20 protein-coding genes are annotated in these 16,826 nt (G+C 58.0%); 10 read left to right on the forward strand and 10 right to left on the reverse strand.

Going from position 1 to position 16,826, the window contains the following annotated elements:
* The first annotated feature begins 152 nt into the window (after window positions 1-152).
* On the forward strand, window positions 153-518 hold the full coding sequence (locus tag AC3WTM_RS08150; RefSeq protein WP_008051761.1) for a histone-like nucleoid-structuring protein, MvaT/MvaU family: 366 nt from the start codon (window positions 153-155) through the stop codon (window positions 516-518).
* A 162-nt stretch (window positions 519-680) separates the two neighbouring features.
* Here AC3WTM_RS08150 and AC3WTM_RS08155 read toward each other — a convergent pair whose 3' ends face one another.
* On the reverse strand, window positions 681-1,199 hold the full coding sequence (locus AC3WTM_RS08155) for a DUF4946 domain-containing protein (RefSeq protein WP_102670429.1): 519 nt from the start codon (window positions 1,197-1,199) through the stop codon (window positions 681-683).
* Window positions 1,200-1,343: 144 nt separating this feature from the next.
* Here AC3WTM_RS08155 and gloA point away from each other — a divergent pair, with 144 nt between their 5' ends.
* Entirely contained in the window at window positions 1,344-1,865 is a 522-nt protein-coding gene (gene gloA, locus AC3WTM_RS08160; protein ID WP_102670430.1) for a lactoylglutathione lyase, read from the forward strand.
* 217 nt (window positions 1,866-2,082) lie between these two features.
* Here gloA and ahpF read toward each other — a convergent pair whose 3' ends face one another.
* The 3 genes from ahpF to AC3WTM_RS08175 all read right to left on the reverse strand — a co-directional run bounded on the left by ahpF (window position 2,083) and on the right by AC3WTM_RS08175 (window position 5,426).
* The gene (ahpF, locus tag AC3WTM_RS08165; RefSeq protein WP_102670431.1) at window positions 2,083-3,645 is read right to left on the reverse strand and encodes an alkyl hydroperoxide reductase subunit F; all 1,563 of its coding nucleotides are present in this window, start codon (window positions 3,643-3,645) and stop codon (window positions 2,083-2,085) included.
* Between the two features lie 139 nt (window positions 3,646-3,784).
* Window positions 3,785-4,348 carry an alkyl hydroperoxide reductase subunit C gene (gene ahpC, locus AC3WTM_RS08170; protein ID WP_007975937.1) on the reverse strand — a complete coding sequence of 188 codons (564 nt, stop codon included), beginning with the start codon at window positions 4,346-4,348 and terminating at the stop codon, window positions 3,785-3,787.
* A 139-nt stretch (window positions 4,349-4,487) separates the two neighbouring features.
* Window positions 4,488-5,426 (reverse strand): site-specific integrase, encoded by a 939-nt coding sequence (locus AC3WTM_RS08175; RefSeq protein ID WP_102670432.1) that lies wholly within the window; start codon window positions 5,424-5,426, stop codon window positions 4,488-4,490.
* A 292-nt stretch (window positions 5,427-5,718) separates the two neighbouring features.
* Between AC3WTM_RS08175 and AC3WTM_RS08180 the strand changes: the two genes are divergently transcribed.
* Window positions 5,719-6,729: a DNA-binding protein gene (locus AC3WTM_RS08180; RefSeq protein ID WP_102670434.1), complete on the forward strand. Its 1,011-nt coding sequence runs from the start codon at window positions 5,719-5,721 to the stop codon at window positions 6,727-6,729.
* Here the strand turns inward: AC3WTM_RS08180 and gorA are convergent.
* From gorA to galU, 3 genes are all read right to left on the reverse strand, one after another.
* Window positions 6,726-8,084: a glutathione-disulfide reductase gene (gene gorA / locus AC3WTM_RS08185; protein ID WP_102670435.1), complete on the reverse strand. Its 1,359-nt coding sequence runs from the start codon at window positions 8,082-8,084 to the stop codon at window positions 6,726-6,728. The two genes, AC3WTM_RS08180 and gorA, sit on opposite strands and share 4 nt — an antisense overlap.
* 107 nt (window positions 8,085-8,191) lie before the next feature.
* A complete protein-coding gene (locus tag AC3WTM_RS08190) occupies window positions 8,192-9,706 on the reverse strand; it encodes an MFS transporter (protein WP_102670436.1) in 1,515 nt (504 codons plus the stop codon).
* A 336-nt stretch (window positions 9,707-10,042) separates the two neighbouring features.
* The gene (gene galU / locus AC3WTM_RS08195; RefSeq protein WP_056724500.1) at window positions 10,043-10,882 is read right to left on the reverse strand and encodes a UTP--glucose-1-phosphate uridylyltransferase GalU; all 840 of its coding nucleotides are present in this window, start codon (window positions 10,880-10,882) and stop codon (window positions 10,043-10,045) included.
* Between the two features lie 288 nt (window positions 10,883-11,170).
* On the opposite strand from galU, the gene AC3WTM_RS08200 reads away from it, so the two are divergent.
* On the forward strand, window positions 11,171-11,359 hold the full coding sequence (locus tag AC3WTM_RS08200; RefSeq protein WP_102670437.1) for a hypothetical protein: 189 nt from the start codon (window positions 11,171-11,173) through the stop codon (window positions 11,357-11,359).
* A gap of 134 nt (window positions 11,360-11,493) precedes the next feature.
* Window positions 11,494-11,775: a hypothetical protein gene (locus AC3WTM_RS08205; RefSeq protein ID WP_102670438.1), complete on the forward strand. Its 282-nt coding sequence runs from the start codon at window positions 11,494-11,496 to the stop codon at window positions 11,773-11,775.
* Window positions 11,776-11,786: 11 nt separating this feature from the next.
* On the opposite strand, the gene AC3WTM_RS08210 is transcribed toward AC3WTM_RS08205, so the two are convergent.
* The gene (locus tag AC3WTM_RS08210; protein WP_008053025.1) at window positions 11,787-12,017 is read right to left on the reverse strand and encodes a hypothetical protein; all 231 of its coding nucleotides are present in this window, start codon (window positions 12,015-12,017) and stop codon (window positions 11,787-11,789) included.
* Window positions 12,018-12,089: 72 nt separating this feature from the next.
* Window positions 12,090-12,446 (reverse strand): hypothetical protein, encoded by a 357-nt coding sequence (locus tag AC3WTM_RS08215; protein WP_057714660.1) that lies wholly within the window; start codon window positions 12,444-12,446, stop codon window positions 12,090-12,092.
* A 201-nt stretch (window positions 12,447-12,647) separates the two neighbouring features.
* Between AC3WTM_RS08215 and AC3WTM_RS08220 the strand changes: the two genes are divergently transcribed.
* The 5 genes from AC3WTM_RS08220 (at window position 12,648) to ada (ending at window position 15,799) form a co-directional block, all read left to right on the forward strand.
* Window positions 12,648-12,950: a DUF1883 domain-containing protein gene (locus AC3WTM_RS08220; RefSeq protein WP_007912251.1), complete on the forward strand. Its 303-nt coding sequence runs from the start codon at window positions 12,648-12,650 to the stop codon at window positions 12,948-12,950.
* A gap of 37 nt (window positions 12,951-12,987) precedes the next feature.
* The gene (locus AC3WTM_RS08225) at window positions 12,988-13,155 is read left to right on the forward strand and encodes a hypothetical protein (protein WP_090455470.1); all 168 of its coding nucleotides are present in this window, start codon (window positions 12,988-12,990) and stop codon (window positions 13,153-13,155) included.
* A gap of 117 nt (window positions 13,156-13,272) precedes the next feature.
* Window positions 13,273-13,977 (forward strand): 2OG-Fe(II) oxygenase, encoded by a 705-nt coding sequence (locus AC3WTM_RS08230; RefSeq protein WP_102670439.1) that lies wholly within the window; start codon window positions 13,273-13,275, stop codon window positions 13,975-13,977.
* On the forward strand, window positions 13,967-14,647 hold the full coding sequence (alkB, locus tag AC3WTM_RS08235) for a DNA oxidative demethylase AlkB (protein WP_102670440.1): 681 nt from the start codon (window positions 13,967-13,969) through the stop codon (window positions 14,645-14,647). The genes AC3WTM_RS08230 and alkB overlap by 11 nt, the downstream gene beginning before the upstream one ends.
* An 87-nt stretch (window positions 14,648-14,734) precedes the next feature.
* Window positions 14,735-15,799: a bifunctional DNA-binding transcriptional regulator/O6-methylguanine-DNA methyltransferase Ada gene (ada, locus tag AC3WTM_RS08240; protein ID WP_102670441.1), complete on the forward strand. Its 1,065-nt coding sequence runs from the start codon at window positions 14,735-14,737 to the stop codon at window positions 15,797-15,799.
* Here the strand turns inward: ada and acuI are convergent, their stop codons facing one another.
* Window positions 15,800-16,783 (reverse strand): acrylyl-CoA reductase (NADPH), encoded by a 984-nt coding sequence (gene acuI, locus AC3WTM_RS08245; protein WP_102670442.1) that lies wholly within the window; start codon window positions 16,781-16,783, stop codon window positions 15,800-15,802.
* Window positions 16,784-16,826 lie beyond the last annotated feature (43 nt).

The following is a 16,826-nucleotide window of genomic DNA, read 5'->3' on the forward strand; positions in this document are numbered from 1 at the left end:
CAGGATTTACTCTTGGCCAATTAACTACTACAATTTTTGATGCCTGCGCTAGATTGGCAGGTGAGCCACTATCACCGAGTCGCTTCAAGGCTCTTGGCTTATAGCTTTGTTTGCGGTTGGCATCAACCAAACACACTATTGGAGTAAAGATATTGTCCAGACTCGCTGAATTTCGTGCAGCCGAAAAGGCCCTTCAAGAACAGCTCAAGCAGTTGGAATCCCTGAAGAACGATGCCGGGCTCAAGAAAGAAATTGAATTCGAAGAGAAGCTCCAGGGCTTGATGAAAACCTATGGCAAGAGCCTGCGCGACATCATTGCCATTCTCGATCCTAACCCGGCAAAATCCGGCCTGCTGCAGGCAGCCGCCCCTAAAACCCGCCGCGCCCGTGTGGTCAAGGTTTATCAGAACCCGCACACCGGCGAGCTGATTGAAACCAAGGGCGGCAACCACCGCGGCCTGAAAGCCTGGAAAGAACAGTACGGTGCAGCCACCGTTGATTCCTGGTTGCGTGGCTAACTCTCGCGGCGACAAAAAAGCCCTGCTTATGCAGGGCTTTTTCATGGGCTATCTAAATGTCCGGGGCCGACACCCGACAATTACTAACTGCCATCAACTTTGTGCTTAATCCATTTGGATATCTAAAATATTTTTCATGCACCGAAAAAGCACTGGCGCTTACTAAAGTTTCAAGCTGTTACGGGCAGCGTCTATTTCATCCTGGCTCGCCTTATAAGCCTCGGCCTGCCCTGCGTAGGAAAGAACATAGGCCTTATCGGCATCCACCGCGGCCACCAATGTTTGAGAAAGCACATGCCTGCCGTTTTGCGTGATGGTGCAGGTTGTTTCCAGCGCGGCCAATCGACTCAACGTAGTCGAATGAATGCGCGTGCAGACACTTTGATATCCGCCCTGAAAGAAGTCTTTTTGAACCGACTTGCGCATCTCTAGCAGTACGCCTTCGAGGTTTACCTGATGATCGCTTTGCACCGGGCTCATGGTCAGTTCCATCACCATGAGCGGCGATCCATCCTGATCATTTTTCACCGCCCGCTGGCGACTGACCCCCGACGCCGATTCAGGCACGTCTTCGACCTGCCAGCCTTGCGGCCAGGTCACCACTGGCGCATCGGCGCGAGCAGCGCCAGCCAGCGAAAGCAGGCTCAACAGGATGAACAGCACGTTACGGAAGCGAATCATTGCAATGGGCACTCAAGGTTCAAGTCGTAAAGTCTGGGCCCAGTCCGGCTGTCAGGCAATAGCCGACCGTTTGGGTTTGGTGATGTCCGAACCCTTGCGTATCATTGTCGCCATTCGTTAGCCCACATATTTCCCGGAGGGCCCATGAGCCTGCACGAATTGAATACCTTCCCCGGCGTCACCGCCCAACCGGACGCCGCCACACAGAAATTTGTCTTCAACCACACCATGCTGCGGGTCAAGGACATCACCAAGTCCCTGGATTTCTACACACGCATCCTGGGTTTTACCCTGGTGGAAAAACGCGATTTCCCGGAAGCCGAGTTCAGCCTGTATTTCCTGGCGCTGGTGGACAAGAACCAGATCCCGGCCGACGCCGCTGCACGCACCGAGTGGATGAAATCTATCCCCGGCATCCTGGAGCTGACTCACAACCACGGCACCGAGAACGACGCGGATTTCGCCTACCACAATGGCAACACCGACCCGCGCGGTTTTGGCCACATCTGCATCTCGGTGCCGGACGTCGTCGCCGCCTGCGAGCGCTTTGAAGCACTGGGCTGCGATTTCCAGAAACGCTTGAGTGATGGCCGCATGAAGAGCCTGGCGTTCATCAAGGATCCGGACGCCTATTGGGTCGAGATCATTCAGCCAGCACCGCTGTAACCCTCACAACAAATCCCACATTTGGAATGTGTGAAACACAAAACCCCATGATCAATCATGGGGTTTTGTGTTTTCAGAGCCGGCGCCGATACCCCTTTGTAGGAGCGAGCTTGCTCGCGAAAAACCCGACAACGCCGCGGGGCACTTGCCAAGCAGCGTTATCGTTGACGACCATCGCGAGCTCGCTCCTACAGGGCTTTGTGTTTCAGCGTCCGATTTATGCCGGAGCCGAGGTCCGGATCAAGTGATCGAAAGCGCTGAGAGAAGCCTTGGCGCCCTCGCCCACCGCGATCACGATCTGCTTGTACGGCACCGTGGTCACGTCGCCGGCAGCGAACACACCCGGCACCGACGTTTCACCGCGAGCATCGACGATGATCTCGCCACGGGGCGATAACTCAACGGTGCCTTTGAGCCAATCGGTGTTGGGCAGCAGACCGATCTGCACGAAGATCCCTTCCAGTTCCACACTGCGCAATTCATCGCTCTGCCGATCCTTGTAGCGCAGGCCGTTGACCTTCTGACCGTCGCCGCTGACTTCAGTGGTTTGCGCACTGGTGATCACGGTGACGTTCGGCAGGCTGTGCAACTTGCGCTGCAATACCGCATCGGCCCGCAACTGCACATCGAACTCCAGCAGCGTGACATGAGACACGATACCGGCCAGGTCGATGGCCGCTTCGACACCCGAGTTGCCACCACCAATCACTGCCACGCGCTTGCCCTTGAACAACGGACCATCGCAGTGCGGGCAGTACGCCACGCCTTTGTTGCGGTATTGCTGTTCGCCCGGCACGTTCATTTCACGCCACCTGGCACCGGTCGCCAGAATCACGGTCCTGGCCTTCAACGATGCGCCGCTGGCGAAGTGAATCTGATGCAGCTCGCCATTCTTGCCGGGTACCAGTTTGTCGGCACGCTGCAGGTTCATGATGTCCACGTCGTACTGCTTGACGTGCTCTTCCAGGGCCACAGCCAGTTTCGGGCCTTCGGTTTCCTGCACCGAGATAAAGTTCTCAATGGCCATGGTGTCCAGCACCTGCCCACCAAAACGTTCGGCCGCGACACCGGTGCGAATGCCTTTGCGGGCCGCGTAGATTGCCGCCGAAGCACCAGCCGGGCCACCGCCGACCACCAGCACGTCAAAGACTTCTTTGGCGCTGATCTTCTCGGCCTGGCGTTCGATGCCGCTGGTGTCAATCTTGGCGAGGATTTCTTCCAGGCCCATGCGGCCCTGGCCGAAGTTCACACCGTTAAGGTAGATGCTGGGGACCGCCATGATCTGGCGCTCATCGACTTCAGCCTGGAACAGCGCGCCGTCAATGGCGACGTGGCGAATGTTCGGGTTCAGTACCGCCATCAGGTTCAGCGCCTGGACCACGTCCGGGCAGTTCTGGCAGGACAGCGAGAAGTAAGTCTCGAATTTGAACTCGCCTTTGAGCGAGCGGATCTGTTCGATCACTTCGACACTGGCCTTCGAAGGGTGGCCGCCGACTTGCAGCAAGGCCAGCACCAGCGAAGTGAATTCGTGGCCCATCGGAATGCCGGCGAAACGCAGGCTGATATCGGCTCCCGGGCGATTGATCGAGAACGATGGCTTGCGTGCATCGTCACCGTTGTCGAGCAAAGTGATCTGGCTGGAAAGACTGGCAACGTCTTTCAGCAATTCAAGCATTTCCTGGGATTTCGCACCGTCGTCGAGGGAGGCAACGATCTCGATCGGCTGGGTGACCCGTTCCAGGTACGATTTCAACTGGGCTTTAAGATTGGCGTCCAACATACGGGCGATTTCCTTTTGACTGATACATTTAGAGCAGGCATAAAAAAACGCCCGAGCGAATCTCGCCCGGGCGTTTTTATTGGGCGGTGCAGCTTACCGAGTAGGTGCGGAATTCCGCCCTGAAGGTGCGATCACAGACTTAGATCTTGCCGACCAGGTCCAGGGACGGCGCCAGAGTGGCCTCGCCTTCTTTCCACTTGGCTGGGCAGACCTGACCTGGGTGAGCAGCGACGTACTGGGCAGCCTTGATCTTGCGCAGCAGCTCGGATGCGTCACGGCCTACACCGCCGTCGTTGAGTTCAACGATCTTGATCTGGCCTTCCGGGTTGATCACGAAGGTGCCGCGGTCAGCCAGGCCTGCTTCTTCGATCAGCACGTCGAAGTTGCGGGAGATGGCGTGGGTCGGGTCGCCGATCATGGTGTACTGGATCTTGCCGATGGCTGGCGAAGTGTTGTGCCAGGCAGCATGGGCGAAATGGGTGTCGGTGGAAACGCTGTAGATCTCGACGCCCAGTTTCTGGAACGCGTCGTAGTTGTCAGCCAGGTCTTCCAGCTCGGTCGGGCAGACGAAGGTGAAGTCCGCCGGGTAGAAGAACACCACAGACCATTTGCCTTTCAGGTCTGCGTCCGAGACTTTTACGAAGTCGCCATTTTTGAATGCGTCAGCTTTGAACGGTTTAACTTGGCTGTTGATGATAGGCATCGTTGACTCTCCGTCAGGGGGTTAAGAAGTTGATGGAAAGAACTTTACCCACTCGACGAACGGAAGGCTCATTGGCAAACCTGATGCTGCTGATTGGCTTTCGCTATTAGCCAGCTGTATTAATAGAAGAAAACGGTATCTAGGGTGAGACGGGCTTTTCCGTGATACGCGCCATGCCGAGAAACGGACTGGCTTCGATGTAGCGCATAGCCGACTTCATGTCCTTCCAGCCCACATAGCTCATCAGCGACTTCAGATCCCAGCCACTTTGATGCGCCCAGGTGGCAAAGCCGCGACGCAAGGAATGACTGGTGTAAAGCTCACCCGCGATACCCGCTCGCGCCAACGCCTGACGCAATAACGGAATCACGCTGTTGGCGTGCAACCCCTCCTCGCCCAGATGCCCCCAGCGGTCGATGCCACGGAACACCGGCCCCCGCACCAGTGCCGCCTCGGTAATCCAGTCGATATATGCCTGCACCGGACACAAGCGTTGCAAGGCCGGTGTCTGATAGGTCTTGCCAAGGTTATCGCGATCACTCTTGCTACGCGGCAGATAGAGACTGATGCCGGAACCGGCGCTGGCCTGCACGTGTTCCACCTGAAGCCGGCACAACTCATCACTGCGAAAGCCACGCCAGAAGCCCAACAGGATCAGGGCCATGTCGCGCCTGGCCCGCAGTAACCCCGGTCGGTCATCTGCGGCCCTGGCTGTCTGCACTTCTTGCTCCAGACACCTGACCACCTGTTCCAGGTGCTGAAGCTGCAAGGGTTCTGCCTGTTTTTCCTGGGCCGGGTGCAGAGCGCGAATGCCCTTGAAAACTTTGCGCACCACCGGCGCCTTGGTGGGATCGGCAAAGCCCTGGCTACTGTGCCACTGCGCCAATGCCGACAAACGCAGTTTCAGTGTGTTGATCGACAACACGCCGGCATGGGCCACCAGGTAGCGCGCCACGCTGTCGCCGGTTGCCGGCAGAAAACCGCCCCACGTGACTTCGAAGTGTTCGATGGCTGCCCGATAGCTGCGACGGGTGTTGTCGCGAGTCGCTGCTTGCAGATAGCGATCCATATCGCTCATAGGAAATGAACCTGTTTTAACCGACTGTAGGAGCGAGTTCGCTCGCGATGATCGTCAACGATAACGCTGGCTGGCAGGTACCCCGCGGCGTTCTCAGGTTTTTCGCGAGCAAGCTCGCTCCTACAAGGGTTGGTGTACGGAAACAGTGCGAGGAATACCTGGAAATTTCGATCACACGGGGTAATACCAGTATATCCCGTGTTAGTAAGATTCAGCATTCAACTTCTTAAATTGAATGGTACAATGTGTATTTACGTGGTACGTACCACATCATCAAAACCCGGGAGATCTCATGGCACGCGGCGGTGTAAATAAAGCGGTGGTTCAAGCCGCTCGGTTGGCGATCCTCGCCCGCGGCGAAAACCCCAGCATCGATGCCGTACGCATCGAAATGGGCAATACCGGTTCGAAAACCACGATTCATCGCTACCTCAAGGAGCTCGATGACCGGGTCGAACCTGTTGAGGCGCCGACAGAACCGATCGACGACGAACTGATGGCGCTGGTGGCGCGGCTCGCGCAAAGACTCAAGGAGCAGGCGCAAGAGCCCATTGATCAGGCGCGCGCGCAGTACGAAGAACAACGCAAGGCCCTGGAAAACCAGCTCGGCGAAGCGCAAGAGGACAACAGCGAACTGCACCAGCAATACGAGTTTCAAAGCCTGGCGCTGACACAGGAATCCGAGGCCCTGCAAGAAACCCGAGCCATGCTGCAAACGGAGCAAACCCGCAACGCCGGATTGAATCAGGCGCTGGCCGATTTCGAATTGCGCTTGAAAGACAAGGACGAGCAGATCCGCTCCCTTGAAGAAAAACACCTGCACACTCGCGACGCACTGGAGCACTACCGCAATGCGGTCAAGGAACAGCGCGAACAGGAAATGAGTCGCCACGAAGGCCAGGTGCAACAGCTGCAGATGGAACTGCGTCAGGCGCAACAAAGCGCACTGGTACGTCAGGATGAAATCACCCAACTGCACCGCGACAACGAACGCTTGCTGACTGAAAACCGCGGCACGCTGCGCGAACTGAGCCTGCTGCAAGAACAGCTCAAGCAAAGCAATACCCGCCAGGATCAGTTGCTGGAACAAGCCACCCGCGTCGACGGTGAGCGCACCCTCCTCCAGGAACGCCTGCGCGTCGCCCTGCTGGAAAGCCAGGCACTCAAGCAGAACGTCGACGAGCAGTCGCAACTCAACAGGTCACTGGAAATGGATCTGGCCAAGACCCGGGCGGATCTGGAAGAACGCGTACGTCTGGCCGCGACCCTTGCGGCAGCGGCAGACGCAGCGAAGGACGCTTAACCGGCGACCGGCGTACGCATGGTGACGAACTCTTCGGCGGCCGTCGGGTGCACCCCGATGGTTTCGTCGAAGTCGCGCTTGGTGGCGCCGGCCTTCAAGGCAATCGCCAGGCCCTGGACGATTTCACCGGCTTCCGGACCGACCATGTGGCAACCCAGGACCTTGTCGGTGTTGGCGTCCACCACCAGTTTCATCAGCGTGCGCTCCTGGCATTCGGTCAGGGTCAGCTTCATCGGCCGGAATCGGCTTTCGAAGATCTGCACCTTGTGACCGGCTTCGCGAGCCTCTTCCTCGGTCAAACCGACGGTGCCGATGTTCGGCAGGCTGAAAACCGCCGTCGGGATCATCTTGTAATCCACCGGACGATACTGCTCTGGCTTGAACAGGCGTCGCGCCACTGCCATGCCTTCAGCCAGGGCCACCGGCGTCAACTGAACACGGCCGATCACATCGCCCAGCGCGAGGATCGACGGCTCGGCGGTTTGATACAGCTCATCGACCTCGACAAAGCCTTTCCCGTCGAGTTTGACCCCGGTGTTTTCCAGCCCCAGATTGTCCAGCATCGGACGACGACCCGTGGCGTAGAACACGCAATCGGCTTCCAGCTGGCGACCATCCTTGAGCGTTACTTTCAGGCTGCCATCGGCCAGCTTGTCGATGCGCTCGATGTCCGCGTTGAATTGCAGGTCCATGCCGCGCCTGGTCAACTCTTCCTGCAAATGCTTGCGCACGGAACCATCGAAGCCGCGCAGGAACAGTTCACCGCGATACAACAGCGTGGTCTTGGCACCCAAGCCATGGAAGATCCCGGCGAACTCGACCGCAATGTAGCCACCGCCCACCACCAGCACCCGCTTGGGCAGCTCTTTGAGGAAGAACGCCTGGTTGGAACTGATGGCATGCTCATGCCCCGGAATCTCCGGAATCTGCGGCCAGCCGCCGGTGGCGATCAGGATGTTCCTGGCGGTAAAACGCTCACCATTGATCTCGACCTGATGCGGATCGACGATCTTCGCGTGGCCTTCATGCAAGGTCACGCCGCTGTTGACCAGCAGGTTGCGATAAATGCCATTGAGGCGATTGATCTCGCGGTCCTTGTTGGCGATCAACGTCGGCCAGTCGAACTGCGCCTCATCCAGGCCCCAGCCAAAACCGGAAGCCTGCTCGAAGTCTTCGGCAAAGTGCGCACCGTAGACCAGCAACTTTTTCGGCACGCAGCCGACGTTCACACAGGTACCGCCCAGGTAGCGGCTCTCGGCCACGGCCACTTTCGCACCGAACCCGGCGGCGAACCGCGCAGCCCGCACACCACCGGAACCGGCACCAATCACGTAAAGGTCAAAATCGTAGGCCATTTTCAATCTCCTCGGCAGGTGACCAGCATACCTGCGGACGGCCGCCGAGCAAGCATTGTGCTGAAATGCTCGGGCCGTGCGATGCGCGGCCCAATCTTCGTTTTCGATCAATGCCCCTTTGCAGATTGCGTTTTCGGTATCCGCAGGGTGCACCAAGCAATCAAAATTGCCATAAGTGCCAAGCCGAACGTCACCCACGAAACCAAACCAATTCCACCTTCGAATGCCCTTCCCGCCTGCGCCATCAACTCCCTTGCTTGATCACCCGACAAGTCTGCCGCCACATGATAGGCGCCAGACAGCGTCTCACTCGCCAGCATCAACTGCACTTCGCTGAGGAACCCCGGAAGCTGCAATGCACCGCGATAGTAGGCTGTGACGACCCCGCCGAGCACAGTCGTCCCCAAAACTACGCCCACTTCATAGGCCGTTTCGCTAATGGCCGACGCCGCGCCCGCCTTTGCCGGTGGTGCGGCTGACAAAATCACATCATTGGACACCGTCGCGATCGCGCCCACGCCAATGTTCAGCAAGGCAAAAGCCACCACTAGAACGGTCAGACTACTGCCCATGCTGGCGACCAACAAAAACGCCGCTCCAGCAAACGCCATCAGAATCGGTATCAGCACATGCACCTGTAATCGCTGTGCGACAGGCACGACCGCAATCCCCACTACAATCGCCATGACCTGACCAGGAACCAACGCGAGGCTAGCACTCAAGGGCGACATCTGAAGAACGATCTGCAGAAACTGAGTGGTAAAGAATACGAAGCCGACGAGAAACGCGAGACTCATCAAATTGATCACCATAGAGCCGCTAAAGGTGCCACTACGGAACAGACTCAGGTCCATCAGCGGCACTGGCAGACGTAACTGTCGACGCACAAACATCCAGCCCGCAACTGCACCTAATGCAAATGCTGTCAGCGCCATCCAGTCGATACCATTACTGGCGCTGTGTTTAATGCCGTAAACAATGGCACCAAGGGCTACCATTGATTGCAGTATGCTTATCGGATCCAACGGCCCTGAAGCATCTCGCTCGGATTCAGGCAACAACAGTGGCCCCAACACCAGCAGTGGCACCAGCACGGGCACCGCCAACAGGAAAATCGCCCCCCACCTGAAGAACTCCAGCAACACCCCGCCCACCAAAGGTCCGAGTGCCGAGCCGACCGTCAACGTCGTTGCCCAGATCGCGACCGCCAGTCTGCGTTCTTCTCGGTCCTCGAACAGCGAACGTATCAGCGCCAACGTTGAGGGCATCAGCATTGCACCGAAAATGCCCATACAAGCTCGCCCGGCAATCAGTTGCGTGGCGGTATCGGAATACGCGGTTAGCACCGACACAATCGCAAAACCCAAAGACCCGGCCAGCAACAACTTACGATGACCGACTCGATCTCCCAGACTCCCCATCGACACCAGCAATCCCGCCAATACCAGCGAATAAGCGTCGATCATCCACAACTGCTGGCCAGCACTCGGACGCAGGGCCTCGGCAATCTTTGGCAACGCGAACCCAAGCACCGTACTGTCAATTGTTACCAGCAGTACCGGCAGCATCAGTACGCTTAGAGCCAACCATCGTTTTAGGGTTACGTATCCTGTTAACGCCATTCACGAAACTCCATTTCCCTATAAACCCCAGGGACTTTAAGCGCGCCCTTGACGTGAAATCAGTCACGCCGAGCAACTCGGCTCTGGTATATCCCATTTATTACAGAGGTTTTTAGCCGCAACAACCATCGTTTACCCCTGCAATTAACAAATCAGGATTTTCCTTCGCAACGCCTACCGATGGATGTCAGGCGATACCTACCTTTGCGCCCCCCTGCGTACATTTTCCTATACAAAAGCAAACGCCCCGAACGAAGTCGGGGCGTTTGCTTGATCCCTCACCTGTGTTTTTTACACAGAGCGGAGTTCGATTTCCAACACGAGCAACTCTGGCAATCAGTACGCCTTGCCCGTCTTGTAGAAGTTCTCGAAGCAGAAGTTGGTCGCGTCGATGTAGCCTTCGGCGCCGCCGCAGTCGAAACGCTTGCCCTTGAACTTGTAGGCCATCACGCAGCCGTTCTGGGCCTGCTTCATCAGGGCGTCGGTGATCTGGATTTCGCCGCCCTTGCCTGGCTCGGTCTGTTCGATCAGGTCGAAGATGTCCGGGGTCAGGATGTAGCGGCCGATGATGGCCAGGTTCGACGGTGCGTCTTCCGGCTTTGGTTTTTCAACCATGCTGTGTACGCGGTAGATGTCGTCGCGGATCATCTCGCCGGCGATTACGCCGTACTTGTTGGTCTCGGACGGATCGACTTCCTGGATGGCCACGATCGAGCAGCGGAACTGCTTGTACAGCTTGACCATCTGGGTCAGAACGCCGTCGCCTTCGAGGTTTACGCACAGGTCGTCCGCCAGCACCACGGCGAACGGTTCGTCACCGATCAGTGGACGGCCGGTGAGGATCGCGTGGCCCAGGCCTTTCATTTCGGTCTGACGGGTGTACGAGAACGAGCACTCGTCGAGCAGCTTGCGGATGCCGACCAGGTATTTCTCCTTGTCGGTGCCCTTGATCTGGTTTTCCAGCTCGTAGCTGATATCGAAGTGGTCTTCCAGGGCGCGCTTGCCGCGACCGGTGACGATGGAGATTTCGGTCAAGCCGGCATCCAGTGCTTCTTCGACGCCGTACTGGATCAGTGGCTTGTTCACCACCGGCAGCATTTCTTTGGGCATGGCTTTAGTCGCTGGCAGGAAGCGAGTACCGTAACCGGCTGCTGGGAACAAGCATTTCTTGATCATATAAGTCCTTGAAAGGGCTGTGTGTACGAGTTTCGGCGCAGTCTAATCAGGCGGCGTGCACCTTACAATGCCCCGCGCTGGCTAACCGATGCCAACATAGAGAAATATTCTTGCCGATAGTTCCCTGCCGCGATGCGCAAGTCGCTGCGCAGCCTCTTATGCATAGCAGAGACTTGCGCAAATGCACGGTTTCCACCGCCCGGAACCCATCACCATACGCCCATCGGCACCCCTTGAGGGCGTTTGGCGGTATCATGGCGCGATTGAACCAGACAACGAGGCAAGTAGATGTCGGCAGTAAAAAGCATCAACGGATTCCTGATCAATCAGGAGAAAGACGGCCAATGGTGGGTGGCCAGTGTCGCCGGTGAAAATATCGCCGGGCCTTTCCCTTCCGAAGCCCTGGCAATCGAAGTAGCCTCGGTGCTGGAGCTTGAGCACCCGGAACCCAAGCGACGCGGCAAGGACAAGAGCTGATCGACGCCCGATGCGAAAAGCCCTGCCATGGCGCAGGGCTTTTTTATGAATACCGAAAAATAAGTGGCCTTTGGCTATAACCTTTTGAATCCGGCGCTGTCTCAGCCTTAGCCCCCCCTGACGATGATCAAGCCATGAATAAAGTTTTGCCTTTGCTGACAGTATTGGCCCTGAGCGGCTGTGCAACGTCGGAACAAACCTACCTGGCTAACGGAGAGCAAGGTCTATCGATTGATTGCTCAGGGGAAGCCAACTCCTGGGCTGCGTGCTACGAAAAGGCCGATGCGTCCTGCGCGGGCACCGGCTACAAGATTGTCGGAACCGATGGCACCCCCTCGCTCAAGGAGAGCGAAAAGACCCTCGGCGCCGACGTCGGTAACTACAAGAGCCGCAGCGTCGTGGTGATCTGCAGGTAACGCGCCACGCCCTACATATGGATTTCGGCGAATTTGATTCCAAGCCCGCGCACGGTATCGATCAGATCATCAAGGCGGCTGAAGGACTCGACTTCATCATTGTCATCCACCAGGAAATAGCTGCGCCCGGCACTTTTCTTGAAAAACACGATCCATTCCCCCAGTTCCGCCGGATTTTGAATCACATGGGTGGCAGAGATTAAACCCTCTGCATGCCGCTCCCGGACCTGCTCTCGCTTCATGTTCGACTCCAGAAATAACGATGCCGCCAAAGCAGGGCTTTGGCGGCATCGGGGCTGATGGTCGATAGTCTATCAGCCGGAAATGCACTCATTGGCAGCCTTCTGTACATCCTTTGGCCGTACCGGGACATTGGACATGCTCTCGTGCAGCTTGATGCTGCTGCCGCCGGAGCGCTCTTCGATGTCAAACACGGCAGACGGCCCCACGGAAAACTTGAGCGGCACGATCACGCGCAAGCCATCCTTGTGCGACTGGATCTGCAAGGCGCCTCGGCTATCGGCCAGTTTTTCGCTCAGGCATTGCGCGTATTCATGGGGCTTCTTGCCAGAAATCACGTTCATCGTAGGCAAGGACTCGTTGATGTCCGAGACGTTCGCGCAACCACTGATCGTCAATGCCATCGGCAACAACCACAAACCCCACTTCATACTAAACCTCCATTAAAGAGCCTCGGACAGCGCAACTGCGATTTTTCTCCGAGACAAACTGCTTTATCGCTCATCAAATGTGAAATAAGCGTTTTTAATTGTCGAAGCGGCCGGATAATAACGCCTTCGGGCTGATAAACTGCGCCAATCGCCCATGCTATCGTTTTGATTTTGTAGAAAAAGCCCTTCTGGAGGCGCCTCATGAAATTTATCCATCAGCGCGAGCACCTCAATGAAGACGACATCGTCGTCATTCAATGCTCCCAAATGTGCAACATCCGCTTGATGAACGACGCCAACTTCCGCAGCTTCAAGAATGGCGGTCGTCATACCTATCACGGCGGTGCATTCGACACGTTTCCAGCCCGCATCACAGCCCCGAGCACCGGTTTCTGGAACATCACGATCGACACCGTCAACCGCCGCGCTATCAGCGTGACGCGCAAACCCACCCTGACGCACTCGATCAAAATCATTCGCCGCTCCAGCACGAAACTGAGCTGATCAGCGAACCCGAAACACAAGACAGGCAGATACAACCGTGGCCCAAACGACCAAGTACGTCATCAAATACAAACTCAACGGTGAGCGCCGCTTCGAGTTTGCCCAGCTTGAAAACGGCACCCAGGAAGAAGCCAAGGCAGCGCTGGACGCCATTCATGGACAGGACGACGTCATCAGCGACATCAGCGTCAGCAAAGCGCTGTAACACGATCCGGAGCGACAATGGACGTCGGCTCCCGCTTGCAGTTCGACCGCAAGCAGCGGAGTGCCAGTTTTATTTTTGCCTTGCAGACTGACCACCTCCATAACAAGAGGCCCGGCAATGAGCGAGCAATATCTGGACAGGCTGGACTGGCCCCGGCTGGAGCAGCAACTTGATCAGGACGGCTGCGCCGTCATCCCGTCACTGCTGAGTCACAAGGCTTGCGGGCAGGTCAGCGCCTGGTACCCTCGCACCGAACTGTTTCGCTCCCACGTGGTGATGGCTCGCCACGGGTTCGGCCGAGGCGAGTACAAGTATTTCAACTACCCCTTACCGGAACTTGTGGCCCGCTTGCGCAGCGCGCTCTACCCACGACTGGTGCCCATCGCCAATCGCTGGCATGAACAAATGGGCTTGCCGGAGCGTTTTCCTGAAACCCTTCCAGCCTTCCTCGAACGTTGCCATGCCGCTGGTCAGAACCGTCCGACACCCTTGTTGCTGCAATATGGTCCGCAGGACTACAACTGTTTGCATCAGGATCTGTACGGTGAGCACGTTTTTCCACTGCAAGTGGCGATCCTGCTGTCAGACCCGGATCAAGACTTCACCGGCGGCGAATTTGTCCTGACTGAACAGCGCCCGCGAATGCAGTCACGCCCGATGGTCATCGATCTGAAGAAAGGCGACGGGCTGATCTTTGCGGTCAACCAGCGGCCAGTCAAAGGCACCCGCGGTTACTACCGCGTTACCCTGCGCCACGGCGTGAGTCGCCTGCACAGCGGTAAACGGCATACCCTTGGAATCATCTTTCACGATGCGTCATGAACCCATGAAACCGCAGACTTTCGATCTGTTTGCCGATGCAGAACCCGAGCAACAGCCCAGGCGCGAGCAGATCGGCGAGCAATCCTACGTGCTCAGAGGCTTCGCCCTGCCCTGGCTGGAGCGTTTGCTGCCTGCCCTGGAAAAAGTGCTGGCGGCCGCGCCGTTTCGGCAGATGGTCACACCCGGCGGTTTCACCATGTCGGTCGCCCTGAGCAGTTGTGGCCAATTCGGCTGGACCACTGACCGCAGCGGTTATCGGTATACCCGCCTCGATCCACAAACCGCAAAGCCTTGGCCAATGATGCCCGAGGTGTTTTTCCAACTGGCACAAGCGGCGGCGCAGGCAGCAGGGTTCACCGGTTTTGCGCCGGATTCCTGCCTGATCAACCGTTATATCCCCGGGGCAAAAATGTCATTGCATCAGGATAAGGACGAACATTCCTACGCCGCCCCCATCGTTTCGGTATCCCTGGGTTTGCCGGCGACGTTCCTGTTCGGCGGTTTTGCACGCAGCGACAAAAGTCAGCGCGTTCCCCTGTTCCATGGCGACATCGTGGTCTGGGGTGGCGTGGATCGCCTGCGTTATCACGGCGTGTTGCCGATCAAGGACGGCCATCATCCGAAACTGGGCGAGCAACGCTTCAACTTCACCTTCCGTACCGCCGGATAAAGCCTTCGAATTTGACCGCAAGCGCCGGAGTGTGTGGCAACTGCCCCACGGTTAATGTGCAGGCAACCCCTCAATGGACGTGACGCCATGACAACCCGATCGACCAAAATCGCCACTGAAAACGATCCGCGCTGGGCCGCCGTGGTTGCGCGCGACCCCAAGGCTGACGGGCAGTTTGTCTATGCGGTGAAGACCACAGGCATCTACTGCAACCCCAGCAGCCTCGCGCGCTTGCCAAAGCCACACAATGTCGAATTCTTCGATAACGCCGAACAGGCACGGGCCGCGGGTTATCGTCCGAGCAAACGCGCGACGAAGGATCAGAGCGAACTCGCCGCGCAACATGCCGCCACCGTGGCCGCCGCGTGCCGCCAGATCGAAAGCGCGCAAACGCTGCCCGCCCTGGTCGAATTGGCCGAGGCGGCGGGCCTGAGCAGCTTCCACTTCCATCGCGTGTTCAAAGCCGTCACCGGCCTGACGCCCAAGGGCTACGCCGATGCCCATCGTTCACGCAAGGTACGCGAGCGACTGGCGCACGGCGGCTCGGTGACCGATGCCCTGTATGACGCTGGCTTCAACTCCAACAGCCGGTTTTATGAAGCGGCAGACCAACTGCTGGGAATGAAACCCGGGGACTACCGCGCGGCCGGTCAAAACAACGATATTCGTTTTGCCGTCGGCCAGTGTTCGCTGGGCGCGATTCTGGTGGCGCAGAGTGAGCGCGGGGTCTGTGCGATCCTGCTGGGCGATGATCCGCACCAACTGGTCTGTGATCTGCAAGACAAATTCCGCCGCGCCAACCTGATCGGTGCCGATCATGAGTTCGAACAATTGATTGCCCAGGTCGTCGGCTTTATCGAGGCGCCGGCCATTGGCCTTGATTTGCCGCTGGACGTACGCGGCACGGCGTTTCAGGAGCGTGTCTGGCAAGCGCTGCGGGAGATTCCCGTGGGCAGCACTGCCAGCTACGCCGATGTCGCCCAACGCATCGGTCAACCAAAAGCCGTTCGCGCCGTGGCCCAGGCCTGCGGCGCGAACAGCCTGGCTGTGGCGATCCCTTGCCATCGAGTGGTTCGCAGCGACGGCAACCTGTCGGGCTATCGCTGGGGTGTCGAGCGCAAACGTCAACTGCTGCAGCGCGAATCGCAGTGATCAGCGGTTCACATCCACCACCACGCGCCCGCGCAATTGCCCGGCAAGCAAGCGTTGCGCGGCTTCGATGGCTTCGCTCAAGCCTATTTCGTGACTGATCAGCGGCAACAGATTGAAGTCCAGATCCCGGGCCAGGCGACTCCAGGCCTCCACACGCTTGGCTTTGGGCTGGGTCACGCTGTTGATGCCGACCAGGGTCACGCCGCGCAAGATGAATGGCGCAACGGACGCTGGAAAGTCCATGCCCTGAGCCAGTCCGCAGGCCGCGACGGTGCCATTGGCCTGGGTGCTTGCGCACGCATTGGCCAGGGTGTGGCTGCCGACCGAATCGATGACGGCCGCCCAGCGCTCCTTTGCCAACGGTTTGCCCGGTGCGGACAAGGTGGCGCGATCGATGATTTCGCTGGCGCCCAGTTGCTTTAGGTAATCGTGCTCCGAGGTCCGTCCGGTGGACGCGACCACCCGGTAGCCGAGCCTGCTCAGCAAGGCGATGGCAAAACTTCCGACGCCACCGTTGGCGCCGGTCACCAGAATGTCGCCCTGCCCGGGCGTCACGCCGTTGTGCTCCAGTGCCAGGATGCACAGCATGGCCGTGTAGCCCGCCGTACCGATGGCCATCGCCTGGGCCGCACTAAACGCTTTGGGCAGCGGGATCAGCCAGTCACCGTTCAGGCGAGCCTTCTGTGCCAATCCCCCCCAATGCCCTTCACCCACGCCCCAGCCATTGAGCAGGACCTGGTCACCGACCTTGTAGTCCGGATGGCCGCTGACTTCGACGACACCGGCCAGGTCGATCCCCGGCACCATCGGGAATTTGCGCACCACCGGACTGCTGCCGGTAATCGCCAGGCCATCCTTGAAGTTCAGCGTGCTGTAGGCCACACGCACCGTGACATCGCCCTCCGGTAGCTGATCGTCCTGGATCTCTTGCAGTGTGGCCCGGTAACCGCTGTCGTCTTTGTCGATCAAAATACCCTTGAACATTACGGCCTCTCAATGGAATCAGTCTGTGGGTGGTGCAATTGAA

This window comes from Pseudomonas sp. EU05-FHT14B02, from assembly GCF_058791055.1.